The sequence below is a fragment of the Photobacterium sp. GB-56 genome (genome assembly GCF_003026105.1).
GTDB lineage: Bacteria > Pseudomonadota > Gammaproteobacteria > Enterobacterales > Vibrionaceae > Photobacterium.
In genome coordinates this window covers 87,939-104,616 of sequence record NZ_PYNW01000007.1, presented here as the reverse complement: position 1 = coordinate 104,616, position 16,678 = coordinate 87,939, and the positions used below count along the sequence as shown (strand labels likewise).

The following is a 16,678-nucleotide window of genomic DNA, read 5'->3' as shown; positions in this document are numbered from 1 at the left end:
GTGTTGGGAAATCAATAAATGACAGTAGGTAAACCGATATTGATTAGTGCAGAGCTATCACTCATCACAAACTTTCAAGATGCCGATCCAATGGGCGTTATTTATCACGGTAACTACTTTCGCTATTTTGAAGAAGCACGTCATCAGTTAATGAACAAATTGCACTACAGTTATCGTGAAATGGAAGCATCTGGCTATGTTTGGCCTATCATTGATACCCGAGTGAAGTACGTAAAAGCGATTCCCTATGATCACCCCATTCGAGTGACGGCAACATTAACTGAATGGGAAAATCGTCTGCGGGTTGATTACGTCATTTATGATGGTGAAACTGGCGCACGTATGACGAAGGGATACACCATGCAAGTGGCTGTTAGTATAGACAAACGTGAAATGTGTTTTGTTTCGCCTAAAATATTTACCGACAAAGTGGAGGCATATCATGCCAACAATGTGTAGTCATTCTCGCTTTAGTGCCCATTTAAAACGCGTGGTAAAAGCATCCTTTACTATGTGTATGTTAGCACTTACCAGCATTTCAGCTCATGCAATAACGCTAGAACAATTACAAACAAAGTTATCTTCAGAGCCTTTAGTGCGCGGTGATTTTAGCCAACAACGTGAAATGGCCATGTTTGATCAACCACTCATCTCTAGCGGTCAGTTTCTCTTATCAGCCAAAAAGGGATTATGGTGGCATCAAACAGCCCCTATGCCAGTTTCTTTAGTGCTAACACAAGATAAACTCAGCCAACAATTTGATAATCAACCTGCACAAGTGCTGGCTGCCAGTAAAAATCCAATGGTATTTTACTTTAGCCACGTATTCTTATCACTGTTTAAAGGCGATACTTCACAGCTTAAAGAGCAGTTTGATTTATCACTGAAAACCTTAAAAGACAGTAAAACCCATGAACAATGGCAGTTAGTGCTTACGCCTAAAGCAGCCCCGTTAAATAAAGTCTTTAGTCAAATTTCAATTGAAGGTGGTCAGTTTATTAATAAGCTAGAGCTAGACGAAATTCGAGGAGATAAAACCCTCATCACCTTTAGCCAACAAACCACCACCCCAACGACTCTGACATCAGAAGAAAAACGTGTTTTCCAATTCTAAGTTAGCCAGCTTATGGCTCGCGATTATGTTGATTTTGGTAGCCGCACTTGGCTACCAACTTACCGCGCGTAAACAGCTCCCTATCGAAACGAACATCTTGGCACTGCTCCCTGAAAATCGCCAAGATCCTATTGCTCAACAAGCGTTTGATCATATCGCCACCAGCATGAGCGACAAAGTCGTCTTTGTTGTCGGCAGTAAAAACAGCGATACCATGATTAAAGCTGCCAACGATTTTAGCCAAGCACTACCTTCGCTAAAACTCTTTAGCCATATTGATGCCAAAGTCAGTCAAGATCAGCAACAAGCATGGGCCAAACTGTATTACCCCAAACGCTTTCAATTGCTCACGCCAGAGCAACAAACGCGACTGCGAGAACATCCCGAGCAACAAACACAAAACGTATTAAATGCCATGTATAACCCGTTTTCTGGCATTACAGGCACAGAGCTTACTAACGACCCATTCTTATTATTTCGTGAATACCTTACCGATCTCACTGCCAAAGCGGGAAAATTCAGTCTCAAACAAGGTTTTCTCACCACGGAGTATCAAGGTAAGCATTACGCGTTAATTACCGCTAATCTCGCTGGCTCAGCCTATAACATTGAATTACAAGATAAACTTCCCGCGTTACACGCCTTAGAAAAACAAATAGAAAGTAAGTATTCACTTGCAGGTTCCGCATTAGATATTCAGCAAACTGGCGTGATTTTCTATGCCGCCCACGGGACAAAAAGTGCTGAAGATGAAATCAGTACGATTGGATTAGGCTCACTACTGGGCATTATCGTGTTACTGATCGCGGTATATCGCAGCACCTTGCCATTAGCCCTTGCCCTGTTATCTATCACCTGTGGTTTAGTTGCCGCTTTTGTCACAACCGTGGCTATTTTTGGCAAAGTGCATCTGTTTAGTTTGGTGTTTGGCGCAAGTTTAATTGGGGTATCGATTGATTATGCTTTTCATTACCTCACCGACAGGTTAGCCGCAGGTAAGCACTGGAATTCACAGCAAGGCTTAAAACATATCTTTAGCGCGATAACGCTCGGTTTAATTACGAGCCTAATTGGTTATTTGGGTATGTTGGTCGCCCCTTTCCCAGGGTTGCAGCAACTCTCTTTATTCTCAGCCATTGGTTTAACTGCCGCCTACGCCACTGTGGTGTGTTGGTATCCAACCCTTGCCGCTAAACCTAGCCCACCTCGGTCGATTCCCTTTGCTAGCGTATTAGGTCGCTGGCTACATATTTGGCAACAGCCGAGTGTTCGCTGGGTAACACCGATCCTATTAGCACTGTTAGCCCTCTATGGTTTAACTAAAGCGAGCTACAACGATGACATTCGCCAGCTACAAGCGCTTCCAGCTTCATTACAACAACAAGAAGCCACCATTAAAGCGATTACGGGAGTAAGTAGTAGTCAACAAATGCTGTTAGTGAAAGCGGATAGTGAACAAGCGCTGCTTAATAAAATTGCCTCAACCGATCACACCTTGGATGGATTAATTCAACAAGGAGCATTAAAAAGCTACCAAAGCCTTGGCCAATATATCCCCACACTTGACCAACAAAAAGCCAATTTCGCACTAGTCAAACAGCTTTATCAGGAACAAGGTGCAATACTAAGTCAACGCTTAAACCTTGCGAAACCTGTTACGTTTTCAGCAACCTTTGAACCGTTAACGATGACGCACTTCCTCGCCTCATCTGTTTCTGCCCCTCTTCGCTTCATGTGGTTAGGTTCACTCAAAGATCAGCACGGTGTAAGTAAATATAGCGCTGTCATTTTACTGCACGACATCAAGCAACAGCACACCATAGCAGAGTTAGCACAACACGATAATGGGTTAACATATCTCAATAAAGCCGATGAAATTTCATCGCTCTTTGGTCAATATAGAGAACATGTCACATGGCTACTGATTGCGGCAAGCTTTGCCATTTATCTGTTACTTGCATGGCGTTATGGCATAAAGCAAGGGGTAAAAATGATCGCGCCATCATTAATTGCAGGGATAGCAGGCATTGCGATCACTAGCTTAACAGGCACCCCACTTAACTTGTTCAACCTATTAGCCTTGATATTAATTTTGGGTATCGGTATTGATTACAGCCTCTTTTTTGCTGAACTAAAACCTAACACAGGACACCAACAAGGGATCACGACATTGCTCGCGATCACCTTGTCAGCATTAACAACGGTCTTATCGTTTGGCTTATTAGCACTGAGTGAAACCCAAGCCATCCACAGCTTTGGTATCACGGTGTTAACAGGTATCATTATCGCTTGGCTACTCGCGCCACTGGCAATGACTCGAGTAAGAACACCACAAACACCCAAATAAGTAAGGCAACGAGCGATGAAAAACAGAAAAAAACGTACAACCAGTATGCTTACTTTATTAATAGCTAGCCTGATGTTAGTGGGATGTGCGAGTAAACCAATGGTGCAACAAAACCAAGTTGAGATTGCACCTAATACGCTTGTGACCTTACCGACGCCTGCCCAACTGGGTTACTCATTAACGGCGAGCCAATTAATCACTGCGACATGGAATAAAAAAAGCCATCAACTGCCCGTCCAATTACAAGTTGATCCTAAACGTGTCGCTTTAGCTGGTTTTTCCTCGTGGGGAACACGTATTTTAAGTTTAGATTACCAAGATCAGAAAGTTGAGACGTACGTGATGCCAGGGCTAGGAGCAACATTACCCGATCCCAAACAAGTATTATTTAATATCATGATCACGCTGTGGCCAATCAATGCTTGGCAAGCCCCATTAGAGCAAGTAGGTTGGCAATTAAAACAAACACCAAACCATCGACAACTAATTGATAGTAAAGGTGATATAATCGCGGACATTGATTATAAAAATGCCAATCCTTTAAAAGGTGAGATTATCTTCACCCATCATCAACAGCACTATACGATTGACATTAAAACACTACAATCGACGCAAAAATAACGAACTCTCAGCCATCATTGAATAACCGAATACGAGCACTATGCAAAAGATAGCCGACAAACAGCCAATCTATATTCGAGGGTGTGGGTTTAACTCAGCGTTAGGCTGTAGTAACGACATTATCCACCAACGCTTACGTCAGGGAATGAGCCCTGATATGCAACCAGTTCAGGGCTGGTTAAATGACGGCTCTGAGACTGTCATAGGTAAAGTATCATCACCATTACCTACCATTGATGACAACGTTTTCCCGCATCAGAATACGGAAAATAATCGTTTAGTTTTATCGGCCTTACAGCAAATTGAAGCTGATATTCATGCCGCAATTACCCAGTATGGTCATGATCGTATTGCCGTCATTGTTGGAACAACCACCTCAGGGATCAGCGATGGTGAACAAGCGTTAACCAGCCAAAAAAACACCCAAAATTTTCCAACCGACTATCACTACCACCAGCAAGAGCCTTCTAATACAGGGCAATTTATCGCTGACTATTATCAGTTAACCGGTCCTTGTTACACCTTATCAACCGCTTGCTCGTCTAGTGGGCGGGTATTTTTATCTGCCAAGCGTATGTTAAAAGCTGGGGTAGTGGATGCTGTTATTGTCGGTGGCGCAGATACTCTCTGTCGTTTAACGCTTAACGGTTTTCATGGTTTAGATTCACTCTCTAGCACCTTATGTAACCCCTTTAGTGATAACCGTAACGGCATAAATATTGGTGAAGGTGCCGCTTTTATGTTGCTAGCTCGCACGCCTGATGAACGCCAACCCGCTCCTCATATTGCATTACTCGGTATCGGTGATAGCTCTGATGCTCACCATATTTCAGCACCACACCCAGAAGGTACTGGTGCAGAAATGGCAATGCGAAAAGCCCTTAGAGATGCCAAACTTACCCCTGAAGATATTGGTTATATCAACGCCCATGGAACAGCAACCCCGTTAAATGATGCAATGGAAGCAAAAGCGATTGCACGCGTTTTTGGCAATCAAGTCCCTGTAAGTTCAACCAAACCATTAACAGGACACACGCTAGGTGCTGCAAGCGCAGTTGAAGCGGCCATTTGCTGGCATTTACTGCGTTACGACTTACCGCTACCAACACAAATTAATGATGGTGTTGTCGCAGACGATCTGCCAATCCAATTAGCACCAGCAGATACGGCATTCACTAAACCTGTCATGTTAAGTAACTCATTTGCATTTGGTGGTAACAACATCAGCCTTATTATTGGACGTACCGATGACTAATTGCCCTCCATTACATCAACTTTTACCCCATGAAGCACCGATGATCCTTGTTGATGATCTGATTGATGTGGGCGAAAAACATATTCATTGTCGTGTCGCGATCAGTCGCCATTGCCTCTACTTTGATTCAGAAACACAGTCGATCCCCGCTTATGTTGGGATCGAGTTTATGGCGCAAACCGTCGCAGGTTGGTCTGGTTTCCACGCATGGAAAAAAGGTGAAGATGCCCCCATTGGTTTTCTACTCGGTTGCCGTCGCTACCACAGTGAATGTAGTGCATTTCAAGAACACGAAATTTTAGACATTCATGCCGAACAAATTATGGAAAATAACGGTATGGCTGTTTTTGACTGCAAAATCATTTGTCATCAGCAAATCGTCGCAAGCAGTCAACTCAATGCCTTTGTTCCCTCAAAATCACAATTAGAACAAATGCAACTAGATAACAATAATAGGAAAAACGCATGACTCAACACGTACTCGTAACAGGTGCCAGTAAGGGTATCGGTCGCGCAATTGCTATTCAGCTCGCTAAAGATGGTTTCACTATCGCCGTTCACTACATGAGTGATAAACCAGGCGCTGAAGCAACATTAGCCTCAATTACTGACGCTGGCGGTCAAGGTCGCCTTATTCAATTTGATATCAGTGATCGTCAGCAATGCCGCGAGCAGCTTGAAGCCGATATCGCCGAACATGGTGCTTATTACGGTGTCGTCAGTAACGCGGGGATCACCCGAGATACCGCCTTCCCTGCGATGACAGAACAAGAATGGGATGGCGTGATCCATACTAACCTTGATAGCTTCTACAACGTGTTACACCCTTGCGTAATGCCTATGGTGCAAAAGCGTAAAGGCGGCCGTATTGTAACCTTAGCATCGGTTTCAGGGATCACCGGTAACCGAGGGCAAACCAATTACAGTGCCGCAAAAGCGGGGGTGATTGGCGCAACTAAGTCATTAGCGCTAGAGCTTGCTAAGCGTAAAATTACAGTTAACTGTGTCGCGCCCGGCCTGATTGATACCGGTATGGTCGATGAGCACGTAAAAGAACACGCACTCCCACAAGTGCCTCTTCGTCGTATGGGAGAGCCTGAAGAAGTAGCAGGACTGGTGAGTTACTTAATGTCTGATATTGCAGGCTATGTGACTCGCCAAGTGATTTCGGTAAACGGAGGTTTAGTATGAGTCGTCGCGTTGTTGTCACTGGTATGTCGGGTGTAACAGCCTTTGGTAACGATTGGGAACATATCGAACCTAAACTTCGTGCTTGTGAAAACGCCACTATTTATATGCAAGATTATGAGCTTTATGACGGCTTAAATACCAAACTTGCAGCTCCTATTGAAAATTTTACATTACCGAAGCATTACACCCGTAAAAAAATCCGTTCAATGGGGCGTGTTTCTAAACTATCAACACTGGCGACAGAAAATGCACTGACTCAAGCTGGGTTACTGAACAATGAGGTACTGACAAACGGTCAAACGGGTATTGCCTATGGCTCATCAACCGGTAGTACGCCTGCAATCAGTGCATTTGGTGTAATGCTAAATGAGAAAAGTACCCGTGCTATCACCGCGACAACTTATGTTCAAATGATGCCACATACAACAGCTGTCAATGTCGGCTTATTTTTTGAATTACGTGGCCGTGTTATTCCCACAAGTAGTGCATGTACTTCAGGAAGCCAAGCGATTGGTTACGCCTATGAAGCGATTAAACACGGTTATCAAACCGTGATGGTTGCTGGTGGCGCAGAAGAGCTTTGCCCAACAGAATCGGCGGTATTTGATACCCTGTTTGCAACGAGCCTTAAAAACGATGAACCAAAATCAACACCACGACCTTATGATACGGATCGTGATGGCTTGGTAATTGGTGAAGGTGCTGGCACATTAGTGTTAGAAGAATACGAGCATGCCGTTGCACGTGGCGCTAAGATCTATGCCGAAGTGGTAGGATTTGCGAGTAACTGTGATGCCGCCCATGTAACACAGCCACAAAAAGAAACCATGCAGCTTTGTATGGAGATGGCACTGCAACAGGCAAATTTATCGCCAAGTGAAATTAGTTACATTTCAGCACATGGTACTGCAACCGAAAAAGGTGATATTGCAGAAAGCCAAGCAACAGCGAGTATCTTTGGCAACAACACTCCAATTAGCTCTCTGAAAAGCTATTTAGGCCATACCCTTGGGGCCTGTGGTGCGATTGAAGCGTGGCTAAGTTTAGAAATGATGCATGGCGGCTGGTTCAGCCCAACGCTTAACCTTGAGAACGTTGATCCTGAATGTGGTGATTTAGACTACATTCGTGGCGAAGGTCGCAACCTTGATTGCCAATATATTATGAGCAACAACTTTGCGTTTGGCGGGATTAACACTTCCATTATCTTTAAGCGAATGTAACTTAAGATACTCTAACGATACCGTATCTATACCATTATAAATAACCATGCTTGAACATTTTATCACTTCTCAAGCATGGTTAATTTCAATCGTATTATTGCTGTTTTAAAAACGTAATTGCCTGATCTTTTTCTTCTGGCAGGAAGAATTTAATGTCTATTTTACGAAACAGCTTATCTTCCACTTTTACGATTTTTTCTATCCATTTTTTCTCTGCAACAACAGCCACTTTTGCTACATGTGATATTCCCGCATGAAACAAATAGCGCACTTCTTCTAGCAATGCTGAAAATTCAATCCCATCAAAATTGTCAATCTGCTCAAAGATAACAACTTTACCGTGTAATTCTGTCTTCGCCTGAGCATCAAACAAAATACGTTTCATATCATCTTCAGTCACTTTGCCATCAATTGAAAAAGCCACGGCATTATCAATATCTAAGTTAATCATAGTTAACATTATAAGTTTCCTTAATCCATCAAGAAATGATGAAAATACTATGCGCTTTTTAAATGAAAACGACAGTAATTAAAGAGCATAATTAAGGGAAATGAAATTTCAGAAAGATCGTATATTCAAGAGAACGATAAACGTTAAATAGAATAGTAAATATTCAATAAATACCTGAAGGTATATATATCAATATAAATGCACTCACAGCGACATATAAATATCAACATCATAAGTATAATCACTATTTATTATTTATATCCCCATCAGTAAATAACGACACAAACTGTCACACCATGCCGAGCTTAGTTACAGCAGAATAATAGAAAACAAGATGCATAATATTACTTTTAAGTCTTTAAAACGGTTCTTCGTGAATACTTTAACAACCAAAACAATTTAGAGCTCTAACCACTTAACTTTCATTTATGTACATCAGTAAACGAGATCTTGCTCAAATAAATTACGATTATTCAACTTTTATTCAGATAATTATCATCCTGATAGGTAATAATACCCACCAAATTATTTAGAGCTCAAAGGAATAGACTCTTAATATGGACATATCAACACCTTCGGTAATGACTTCCGATACAGGTGAAGACCAGATACAAAAGTGGACTTTTTCAACACCAACAGCTCATGATGGCGATGACGTTTTTACGTTGATCGCAAACAGTCCCCCTCTCGATACCAATTCATCTTATTGTAATTTTCTTCAAACAACTCACTTTAGTAATACGTGTGTTATAGCAAAAGATGATGGTGGTGAAATAGCAGGTTTTATCTCTGGTTACCCAAAACCTAATCAGCCAAATACTTTATTTATATGGCAAGTTGCCGTTGCTCCTCAATTTCGAGGAAAAGGGCTCGCCTTTACCATGTTAGATAACCTGTTAAGTCGAGACTCTCTAAATAATATTACCGCTATAGAAACAACCATTACAGAAGAGAATAATGCTTCGTGGGCGTTATTTAATAAACTTGATGCACGTAATGGTAACAATGGCGAAGTCAGTACATTTTTAGACAAGAATATACATTTTAAAGGCAAGCACGATACGGAATTGTTGTATCGCATCCCTTTAATTCAAATTAAACAGAAAGGATTATAACGGCCATATCATGGATATTTTTAAGAAGCAGGAATCTAAAGTTCGTTCTTACTCAAACAGTTTTCCCGTCGTTTTTACTAAAGCAAAAGGGAGTTGGCTTGAAACCGAACAAGGAGATCGTTACTTAGATTTTCTAGCCGGTGCTGGATCACTGAACTACGGCCATAATAACCCTACTTTAAAACAGGCTTTGCTCGACTATATCGAACAAGATGGGATCACTCATGGTTTAGATATGCACTCGACAGCAAAGGCTAATTTCCTTGAAGTATTAGAACGCAATATTTTAGCTCCTCGTCAACTTAATTACGTTACTCAATTTACCGGCCCAACGGGTACTAACGCTGTAGAAGCGGCACTAAAACTTGCGCGTAAAGTGAAAAAACGTAGCTCTATTGTGGCTTTCACCAATGGTTTTCATGGTTGTACAGCTGGAGCGCTAGCTGCAACAGGCAATCAACATCACCGTCAAGGTGCAGGGACAAGTTTAAACAATGTTACTCGTATTCCATTTGAAGGTTATGCGGACATTGATGGCCTTAAATTGTTTGAAACTATGCTAGCGGATAATTCAGCAGGTATGGACAAGCCAGCCGCTGTCTTGATTGAAACAGTACAGGGCGAAGGCGGCTTAAACGTTGCGTCTAACCAGTGGTTACAACGATTAGAAAAAGTCTGTAAACAAAATGATATTTTATTGATTGTTGATGATATTCAAGCAGGCTGTGGCCGTACTGGTACCTTCTTTAGCTTTGAGCCGTCAGGTATTAAACCAGATATGGTTACCCTCTCTAAATCAATTGGTGGTTACGGCTTACCAATGGCAATCGTGCTATTCAAACCAGAGCTCGATATTTGGAACCCAGGTGAGCATAACGGCACATTCCGTGGCAACAATCACGCATTCATTACAGCAACGAAAGCACTCGAAACCTATTGGGCTGATGACCAACTAGAAAAGCACGTTGCAACATGCTCAAACATTATTGCTAACGTCATTGATAAATGCCTACACGACCATCCTGATATGTTTGTGCAAAGAAAGGGGCGAGGTATGATGATTGGTATTGAGTGTAATGATGGCGATCTGTCTAGCCAAATCACCAAAGCCTGTTTTGAAAATGGATTAGTGATTGAAACCGCGGGTCCTAATGATGAAGTCGTGAAGTTCTTTAGTCCACTCACCATTACAACGGCAGAGCTTGAGCAAGGCTTAGCGATTTTTGAAAATGCGGTTGAGCACGTTGTTGCTAAAAACTTTAGAAAAGCATCGTAATTTAAGGACGAAAAATGATTGTTAGAACATTAGCTGAATGTCGAGACAGTGAACGCCGTGTAGCTTCTGAAACTTGGGAAAGTGTTCGTATGCTGCTTAAAGATGACAAGATGGGGTTTTCTTTTCACATCACGACAATCTTTGAGAACACTGAAACCCATATTCATTATCAAAATCACTTAGAGTCTGTTTACTGCATGAGTGGTGAAGGTGAAATTGAAGTTGTTGGGGGCGAAACTTACCCAATTAAACCAGGTACACTATATATTCTTGATAAACACGATGAGCATTATTTACGTGCTTATAAAGACAAAGAAATGGTGATGGCTTGTGTGTTTAATCCGCCAATCACAGGCAAAGAAACACATGATGAAAACGGTGTTTATCCACTCGTTGACTAAAACATTACGTGTATAACCAGTGCACTTTCAGCGAAAAAAAATCCCTGTATAGCAAAGCTGATACAGGGATTTTTCTTGCGTGATATTAGATAATATTAATCAAATTCAACCAGATTTTTTTGATATTGCTGATGTTGCTGTTGTACCGCTTCTGACGGACGACCCGTTGCTTTACTTACCATCACAACCGCAACAGTGGCAAAAATAAAGCCAGGAATGATCTCATATAAGTCAAACATTCCACCTGTTAGTTGCTTCCATACCACAACGGTGACCGCACCTGTCACGATACCTGCAATCGCACCATAACGGTTCATCCCACTCCAGTACAAACTTAATAGCAATACAGGGCCAAATGCCGCACCAAACCCCGCCCAAGCATAAGACACAAGACCTAAAACGGAGCTATCAGGGTTTAATGCTAAAACGAAGGCAACAATTGATAATGCAATAACCGCAATACGCCCAACCATAACAATTTCGTTGCTTGACGCTTGTGGACGAAATACTTGTTTATAGAAATCTTCAGCCAATGCCGATGAAGAGACTAACAACTGAGAGTCCGCAGTACTCATGATCGCCGCTAAGATTGCCGCTAGTAAAATACCGGCCATCACGGGATGGAAAATCGCATTCACTAGCAACATGAAGACTTTTTCACTATCCGCTAACTCACCACCAAGGTTGCCATCAACATAAACAATACCCGTTAAGCCGACTAACAACGCACCAATCATCGACAGAGCCGTCCACACCACGGCAATACGACGCGCCGTACCAATGTCTTTATTTGAACGTGTCGCTTTAAAACGCGCAAGGATATGAGGCTGACCAAAGTAACCAAGCCCCCAACCTAATAGTGACAAAATAACCATAAATGATAATGGCTGGCCTTTAATATCATGCCAGAGCGTTAATAATTCAGGGTTCTTGTTATGAAGCGTTTCTATTAGCTGAACGGGATCGGCATTCATCGCTGCGATCGGCACAATAAGCAATGCAGCTGACATCAATAGGCCTTGCACTAAATCAGTCCAAGATACCGCCAGGAACCCCCCAAATAAGGTATACGTTACAACACACAAAGTACCGATAAATAGCGCGAGCGTGTAATCTAAACCGAAGACGGTTTCAAATAGTTTTCCGCCTGCCACTAAACCAGCACTGGTATAGAAAAGGAAAAAGAGCAAAATAAAGAAGGCGGAAATCGTTTGGATAAGCTTTGAATTATCATCAAATCGACGTGATAAAAACTCAGGTAAAGTCAGTGAGTTGTCTGCTGTTATACTATAAGTGCGCAGGCGTTTAGCACAGATCAGCCAGTTCAACCACGTCCCCAGTAATAGGCCACCAGCTAGCCATAATGACTCAAAACCAGCGATATATGCATATCCCGGTAATCCTAATAATAACCAACCACTCATATCCGATGCTCCTGCAGATATCGCAGAAGGCCAAGGACCTAATGAACGCCCACCGAGAAAGTAATCACTGGAGCTCGATGTGCGTTTATAGGCGATATAACCAATCGCTAGCATCCCTAGTAGATACGCTACAAAGGTCGCTGTAATCGCGAAGTTATTTTCAATCATAAGTTGTACTTCCTGTTAAGTGGCCTTTGTTCATGGCAAAGGCCTATTATCATATTAAGCAAGGTCTGGTCAGTCGGTTTCTCCACAACCAAGCTCTAATAACGTTGCATTACCGCCGACGGCTGTAATATTGATGGTTCTGGTACGTTCAGTGATAAAGCGTAAACAGTAACTTGGGCTACCAATGACAGGTAGATGATCAAAATCGGTTTCTGCCACTAATTGCGCTAACTGTCCGCTTCTCGCCGCTAATTGACGCGCTAAGCTCAACGCACGTTCAGCAGTACCGCTATAAGCAACTGCTGCAACCTCTTCACTTTGAATTAACGATTCAAGCTCAATGTCCTCAATAACACTAAGTACATTGGCGACACATCCTGCCGGCTCTAGCTGACTGAGAATGGCACCAGTATTTAAAGGGTGATCAGGCGATAAACACAACATAACGCTGTTACCACACACCAATGCAGTGGCGATTTGAGCAATCACCACATGGTTAGCGACGTCATCGCTTGCAGTGACAACAAATACGCCGCGTCCAACACAATAAAGCGTGTTACTTTCACCTGTTGGCCCTGGCATTACTTGCATTTCAGCCACCATTTCCAGTGCATTGTTACACTGAAAATTCACCATCATCGCAGATTGATTATCTAGCGATTTTGCCCAGCGGCGTAGAATAGCGATTCGCGTTTCAAAGTCCAGATCATTCCATACCGAAAACGCAAAAATGCTACTTTGTAGTGATTTTTGTAATTGCGGAGATAACGCCATTAACTGTGAATTATTTTTCATCGTTTACTCCTTCCATCTCGCATTGATGAGTAACATTGATTGGCGCAATCGTTGACTGCATAAAACGATACAAATAATGAGGCCCGCCCGCTTTTGGTCCTGTTCCTGATAACCCTCGACCACCAAAAGGCTGGACGCCAACAACGGCGCCTACTTGATCGCGATTGATATAACAATTACCGACTTTGGCGCGTGACGCTATTTCACTATAGGTACGCTCATTTCGACTATGTATTCCCATTGTTAAACCAAATCCTGTTTGATTAATTTGATTAACGACTTGATCAATCTCGCTCGCCTTAAAACGCACAATATGCAGAATTGGGCCAAAGTGCTCTTGCTCTAATAGGTTAATATGTTTAATTTCAATGGCCGTCGGCGGAACAAAATCGCCATTCGCACAGTTTTCTGACAGCGGCGTTTGGTAAATCAATCGTGCTTGGTTTTTTAACGATTCAATATGAGTAAGCAGCTTTTGCTTTGCCGCACGATCAATGACAGGCCCCACATCGGTAGCATGTAATTGCGGATCCCCAACCTTAAGTTCAGCCATCGCCCCTTTGATTAACGTGATCACACGTTCGGCAATATCTTGCTGAATAAAGAGGACGCGTAATGCTGAACAACGTTGACCGGCAGAGGCAAACGCGGAACGTAATACATCACGTACGACTTGTTCCGGTAGTGCTGTACTATCAACGATCATTGCATTTTGACCGCCCGTTTCGGCAATGAATGGGACTGGCGCACAGTCACGTGCCATTAAGGTACGATTAATCAATTGCGCTGTGGGTGTAGAACCTGTGAAGGCGATACCAGCAACACGCTCATCTGACGTCAACTGATGGCCTATCTCACGACCCAATCCTGTTACTACTTGAATAACACCTTGTGGAAGACCAGTAAGCAGTAGTAATTCAATAGCACGACAAGCAATTAATGAGGTTTGCTCTGCAGGTTTCGCCACGACGGTATTACCTGCAACTAAAGCGGCACACACTTGACCTAAGAAAATGGCCAACGGGAAATTCCAAGGGCTAATACAAACAAAGACACCACGCCCTTGATAGGTCATCTCTTGATCGACACCATCAAAGCTAGTGATGCGTTTAGGCTTAGCAAAATTAGTTTGTGCCTGCTCTGCGTAATAACGACAAAAATCTACCGCTTCACGAATTTCATCAATGGCATCGTGGATAGTTTTACCTGCTTCACGGTGACACAACGCCACTAATTCTGCTTGATGTAATTCAAGTTTATCGGCCAATAGCAATAAGTAATTTGCACGATCGCTTGCAGAACGTTGTGACCAATCAGCAAAAGCGTCATGGGCAGATGCCATTGCGGTATCCACTTGTGATGATGTGGCATAGATCAGTTCACCCACCACTTCCTCACGATCATAAGGTGCCGTCACGCAAACTCGCTCGGCAGCTAAAATAGCCTTTGGTTTTCCATTCAAAATAGGCGAGGCTTTCCACCTCACCTTATCAAAGGCACGTACCGCCTGATGAAATGGCTGCCACTGTGATTCAATATCAATATTAATACTTGATGAGTTTTTACGTTCAGCGCCAAAAATATCTATCGGTAATGGGATCAAGCTATTGTGCAGTGTCTTACGTTGCTTAAGCACATCAACCGGATGTTGTGTGAGCTCAGCAATTGGACAATTCGCATCAACTAAGCGATGAACAAACGAACTATTGGCACCATTTTCTAATAAACGACGAACAAGGTATGGCAGTAAGTCTTTATGGCTTCCCACTGGTGCATAAATACGTACCTGTGTTTTATGCATATCCATCACATGGTTATATAGCGCATCTCCCATGCCATGCAGGCGTTGGAATTCAAAGTAAGAATGCTTCGCCATCGCGACAATAGCACTGATCGTGTGAGCATTATGAGTCGCAAATTGTGGGTAGATCAGCCCTTTTAAAGGCTCAGATAGTAGAAATCTCGCACAGGCTAAATAAGAGCTGTCTGTCGCTTCTTTACGAGTAAAAACTGGGTAGCCATTGAAGCCTGCTTGCTGACAAAGTTTCAGTTCACTATCCCAATAGGCGCCTTTTACTAATCGAAGTGGAATCACATCACCTTGTTGTTTAGAAAGGGCAGCAAGCCACGTTAATACAGGTAGAGCACGTTTCGAATACGCTTGTACAACTAAACCGAAACGCCCCCAACCTTTTACTTCTTTTGCGCGATACAGTTTTTCAAATAGCTTTAATGATAATTCTAATCTGTCTGCTTCTTCAGCATCAATCGTGATCCCAACGTTATGCTCGCGGGCAAAAATTAATAGCTCAAGTACGGAATGGTACATTTCCTCTAACACACGCGCTTCATTGGCGACTTCGTAACGAGGATGCAAAGCAGATAACTTAATGGATACGGTAGGATCTGATGATTGACCAGCCGATTGAGCTGAAATGGCACTATTGACCTTGCCTACCGCTTTAATCGCCGTTAGGTAGTCTTGGTAATATTTTTCGGCATCTTGAGCGGTGAGTGCCGCTTCACCTAGCATGTCGAATGAATAAGTAAACCCTTGCTCTCGTTTAGGTTTGCCGTTTTTCATCGCCTCAGAAATATCTCGCCCTAGAACAAATTGATGCCCCATGATTTTCATCGCTTGGTGCATAGCTTGTCTGATCATTGGCTCTGACATTTTATTAACCAAGCGGTTAATTACATTCGTAGGTGTACCGTCTTGTTTTGCATCTAACGTTACTACTTTCCCTGTTAGCATGAGCCCCCATGTTGAGGCATTCACAAATAATGAATCAGAGTTTTTAAGGTGAGATTTCCAATCAGCAACACTTAATTTATCGCGAATTAGGGCATCAGCAGTAGCCGGATCAGGAATACGCATCAGTGCTTCAGCTAAGCACATTAATAAGATCCCTTCTTTGGTCTCTAGGCTATATTCCAATAGCAGTGCGTCAATCATTTGCACCGCATTTTTATCGGCACGGACACGAGCAATAAGCTCACTGGCTTGCGCTGCACTATACGTACGTTCTTCATCGGTAGGTTCTGCTAAGGGTAGCAACTGTGTTAACCACTCAGACTCATCAACAGCATACAGTGGTGAAATTAATGCCCATAATTGAGCTAACGGCTTCTCTATAAAGGAAGAATGGAGTACATCAACGGCTTTAAACATCAGGTTTCCTCTATGGCATCTCAGTGAGATGATAATAAACAACACTGTCATGTTATTAATCTGTTATTGCCTGTAGATAGTATGGATAAAATTTTATCTCGTCTTATGAATTCCTACGGGATGTT

15 protein-coding genes are annotated in these 16,678 nt (G+C 42.7%); 11 read left to right on the top strand and 4 right to left on the bottom strand.

Features of this window, described 5'->3' with window-relative positions:
• Positions 1-18 precede the first annotated feature (18 nt).
• The 8 genes from C9J42_RS11790 to C9J42_RS11755 are packed head-to-tail and all read left to right on the top strand — an operon-like array spanning position 19 to position 7,751.
• Positions 19-459, top strand: coding sequence for a thioesterase family protein (locus tag C9J42_RS11790; RefSeq protein ID WP_107302029.1), 441 nt, complete (start codon positions 19-21; stop codon positions 457-459).
• Complete coding sequence (locus tag C9J42_RS11785) at positions 443-1,114, top strand: outer membrane lipoprotein carrier protein LolA (RefSeq protein ID WP_107207396.1); 672 nt, start codon at positions 443-445, stop codon at positions 1,112-1,114. Before C9J42_RS11790 ends, C9J42_RS11785 begins: the two co-directional genes overlap by 17 nt.
• Positions 1,098-3,461, top strand: a complete 2,364-nt coding sequence (locus C9J42_RS11780) for an MMPL family transporter (protein ID WP_107261722.1) — start codon at positions 1,098-1,100, stop codon at positions 3,459-3,461. The genes C9J42_RS11785 and C9J42_RS11780 overlap by 17 nt, the downstream gene beginning before the upstream one ends.
• 15 nt (positions 3,462-3,476) lie before the next feature.
• The gene (locus tag C9J42_RS11775; RefSeq protein ID WP_107288057.1) at positions 3,477-4,082 is read left to right on the top strand and encodes a DUF3261 domain-containing protein; all 606 of its coding nucleotides are present in this window, start codon (positions 3,477-3,479) and stop codon (positions 4,080-4,082) included.
• 40 nt (positions 4,083-4,122) lie between these two features.
• Complete coding sequence (locus C9J42_RS11770; protein WP_107302028.1) at positions 4,123-5,337, top strand: beta-ketoacyl-[acyl-carrier-protein] synthase family protein; 1,215 nt, start codon at positions 4,123-4,125, stop codon at positions 5,335-5,337.
• Positions 5,330-5,806: a hotdog family protein gene (locus C9J42_RS11765; protein WP_107207400.1), complete on the top strand. Its 477-nt coding sequence runs from the start codon at positions 5,330-5,332 to the stop codon at positions 5,804-5,806. The genes C9J42_RS11770 and C9J42_RS11765 overlap by 8 nt, the downstream gene beginning before the upstream one ends.
• Complete coding sequence (locus C9J42_RS11760; protein ID WP_045152507.1) at positions 5,803-6,528, top strand: 3-ketoacyl-ACP reductase FabG2; 726 nt, start codon at positions 5,803-5,805, stop codon at positions 6,526-6,528. Before C9J42_RS11765 ends, C9J42_RS11760 begins: the two co-directional genes overlap by 4 nt.
• A complete protein-coding gene (locus C9J42_RS11755; RefSeq protein ID WP_107207402.1) occupies positions 6,525-7,751 on the top strand; it encodes a beta-ketoacyl-ACP synthase in 1,227 nt (408 codons plus the stop codon). The genes C9J42_RS11760 and C9J42_RS11755 overlap by 4 nt, the downstream gene beginning before the upstream one ends.
• A 94-nt stretch (positions 7,752-7,845) precedes the next feature.
• Here C9J42_RS11755 and C9J42_RS11750 read toward each other — a convergent pair whose 3' ends face one another.
• Positions 7,846-8,211 carry an STAS/SEC14 domain-containing protein gene (locus tag C9J42_RS11750; protein ID WP_107207403.1) on the bottom strand — a complete coding sequence of 122 codons (366 nt, stop codon included), beginning with the start codon at positions 8,209-8,211 and terminating at the stop codon, positions 7,846-7,848.
• A gap of 548 nt (positions 8,212-8,759) precedes the next feature.
• Between C9J42_RS11750 and ectA the strand changes: the two genes are divergently transcribed.
• From ectA to C9J42_RS11735, 3 genes are read left to right on the top strand one after another with little or no spacing between them, the layout of a single operon-like run.
• Positions 8,760-9,317, top strand: coding sequence for a diaminobutyrate acetyltransferase (ectA, locus tag C9J42_RS11745; protein WP_107207404.1), 558 nt, complete (start codon positions 8,760-8,762; stop codon positions 9,315-9,317).
• Positions 9,318-9,327: 10 nt separating this feature from the next.
• Positions 9,328-10,593 carry a diaminobutyrate--2-oxoglutarate transaminase gene (ectB, locus tag C9J42_RS11740; protein WP_107288061.1) on the top strand — a complete coding sequence of 422 codons (1,266 nt, stop codon included), beginning with the start codon at positions 9,328-9,330 and terminating at the stop codon, positions 10,591-10,593.
• A 14-nt stretch (positions 10,594-10,607) separates the two neighbouring features.
• Positions 10,608-10,994, top strand: coding sequence for an ectoine synthase (locus C9J42_RS11735; RefSeq protein WP_107294298.1), 387 nt, complete (start codon positions 10,608-10,610; stop codon positions 10,992-10,994).
• Positions 10,995-11,089: 95 nt separating this feature from the next.
• Here the strand turns inward: C9J42_RS11735 and putP are convergent, their stop codons facing one another.
• The 3 genes from putP to putA form a co-directional block, all read right to left on the bottom strand.
• A complete protein-coding gene (putP, locus tag C9J42_RS11730; protein ID WP_107288062.1) occupies positions 11,090-12,586 on the bottom strand; it encodes a sodium/proline symporter PutP in 1,497 nt (498 codons plus the stop codon).
• A 69-nt stretch (positions 12,587-12,655) separates the two neighbouring features.
• The gene (locus tag C9J42_RS11725) at positions 12,656-13,381 is read right to left on the bottom strand and encodes an aldehyde dehydrogenase family protein (protein WP_107207407.1); all 726 of its coding nucleotides are present in this window, start codon (positions 13,379-13,381) and stop codon (positions 12,656-12,658) included.
• The gene (putA, locus tag C9J42_RS11720; RefSeq protein ID WP_107302027.1) at positions 13,371-16,553 is read right to left on the bottom strand and encodes a bifunctional proline dehydrogenase/L-glutamate gamma-semialdehyde dehydrogenase PutA; all 3,183 of its coding nucleotides are present in this window, start codon (positions 16,551-16,553) and stop codon (positions 13,371-13,373) included. The genes C9J42_RS11725 and putA overlap by 11 nt, the downstream gene beginning before the upstream one ends.
• Positions 16,554-16,678: the final 125 nt, after the last annotated feature.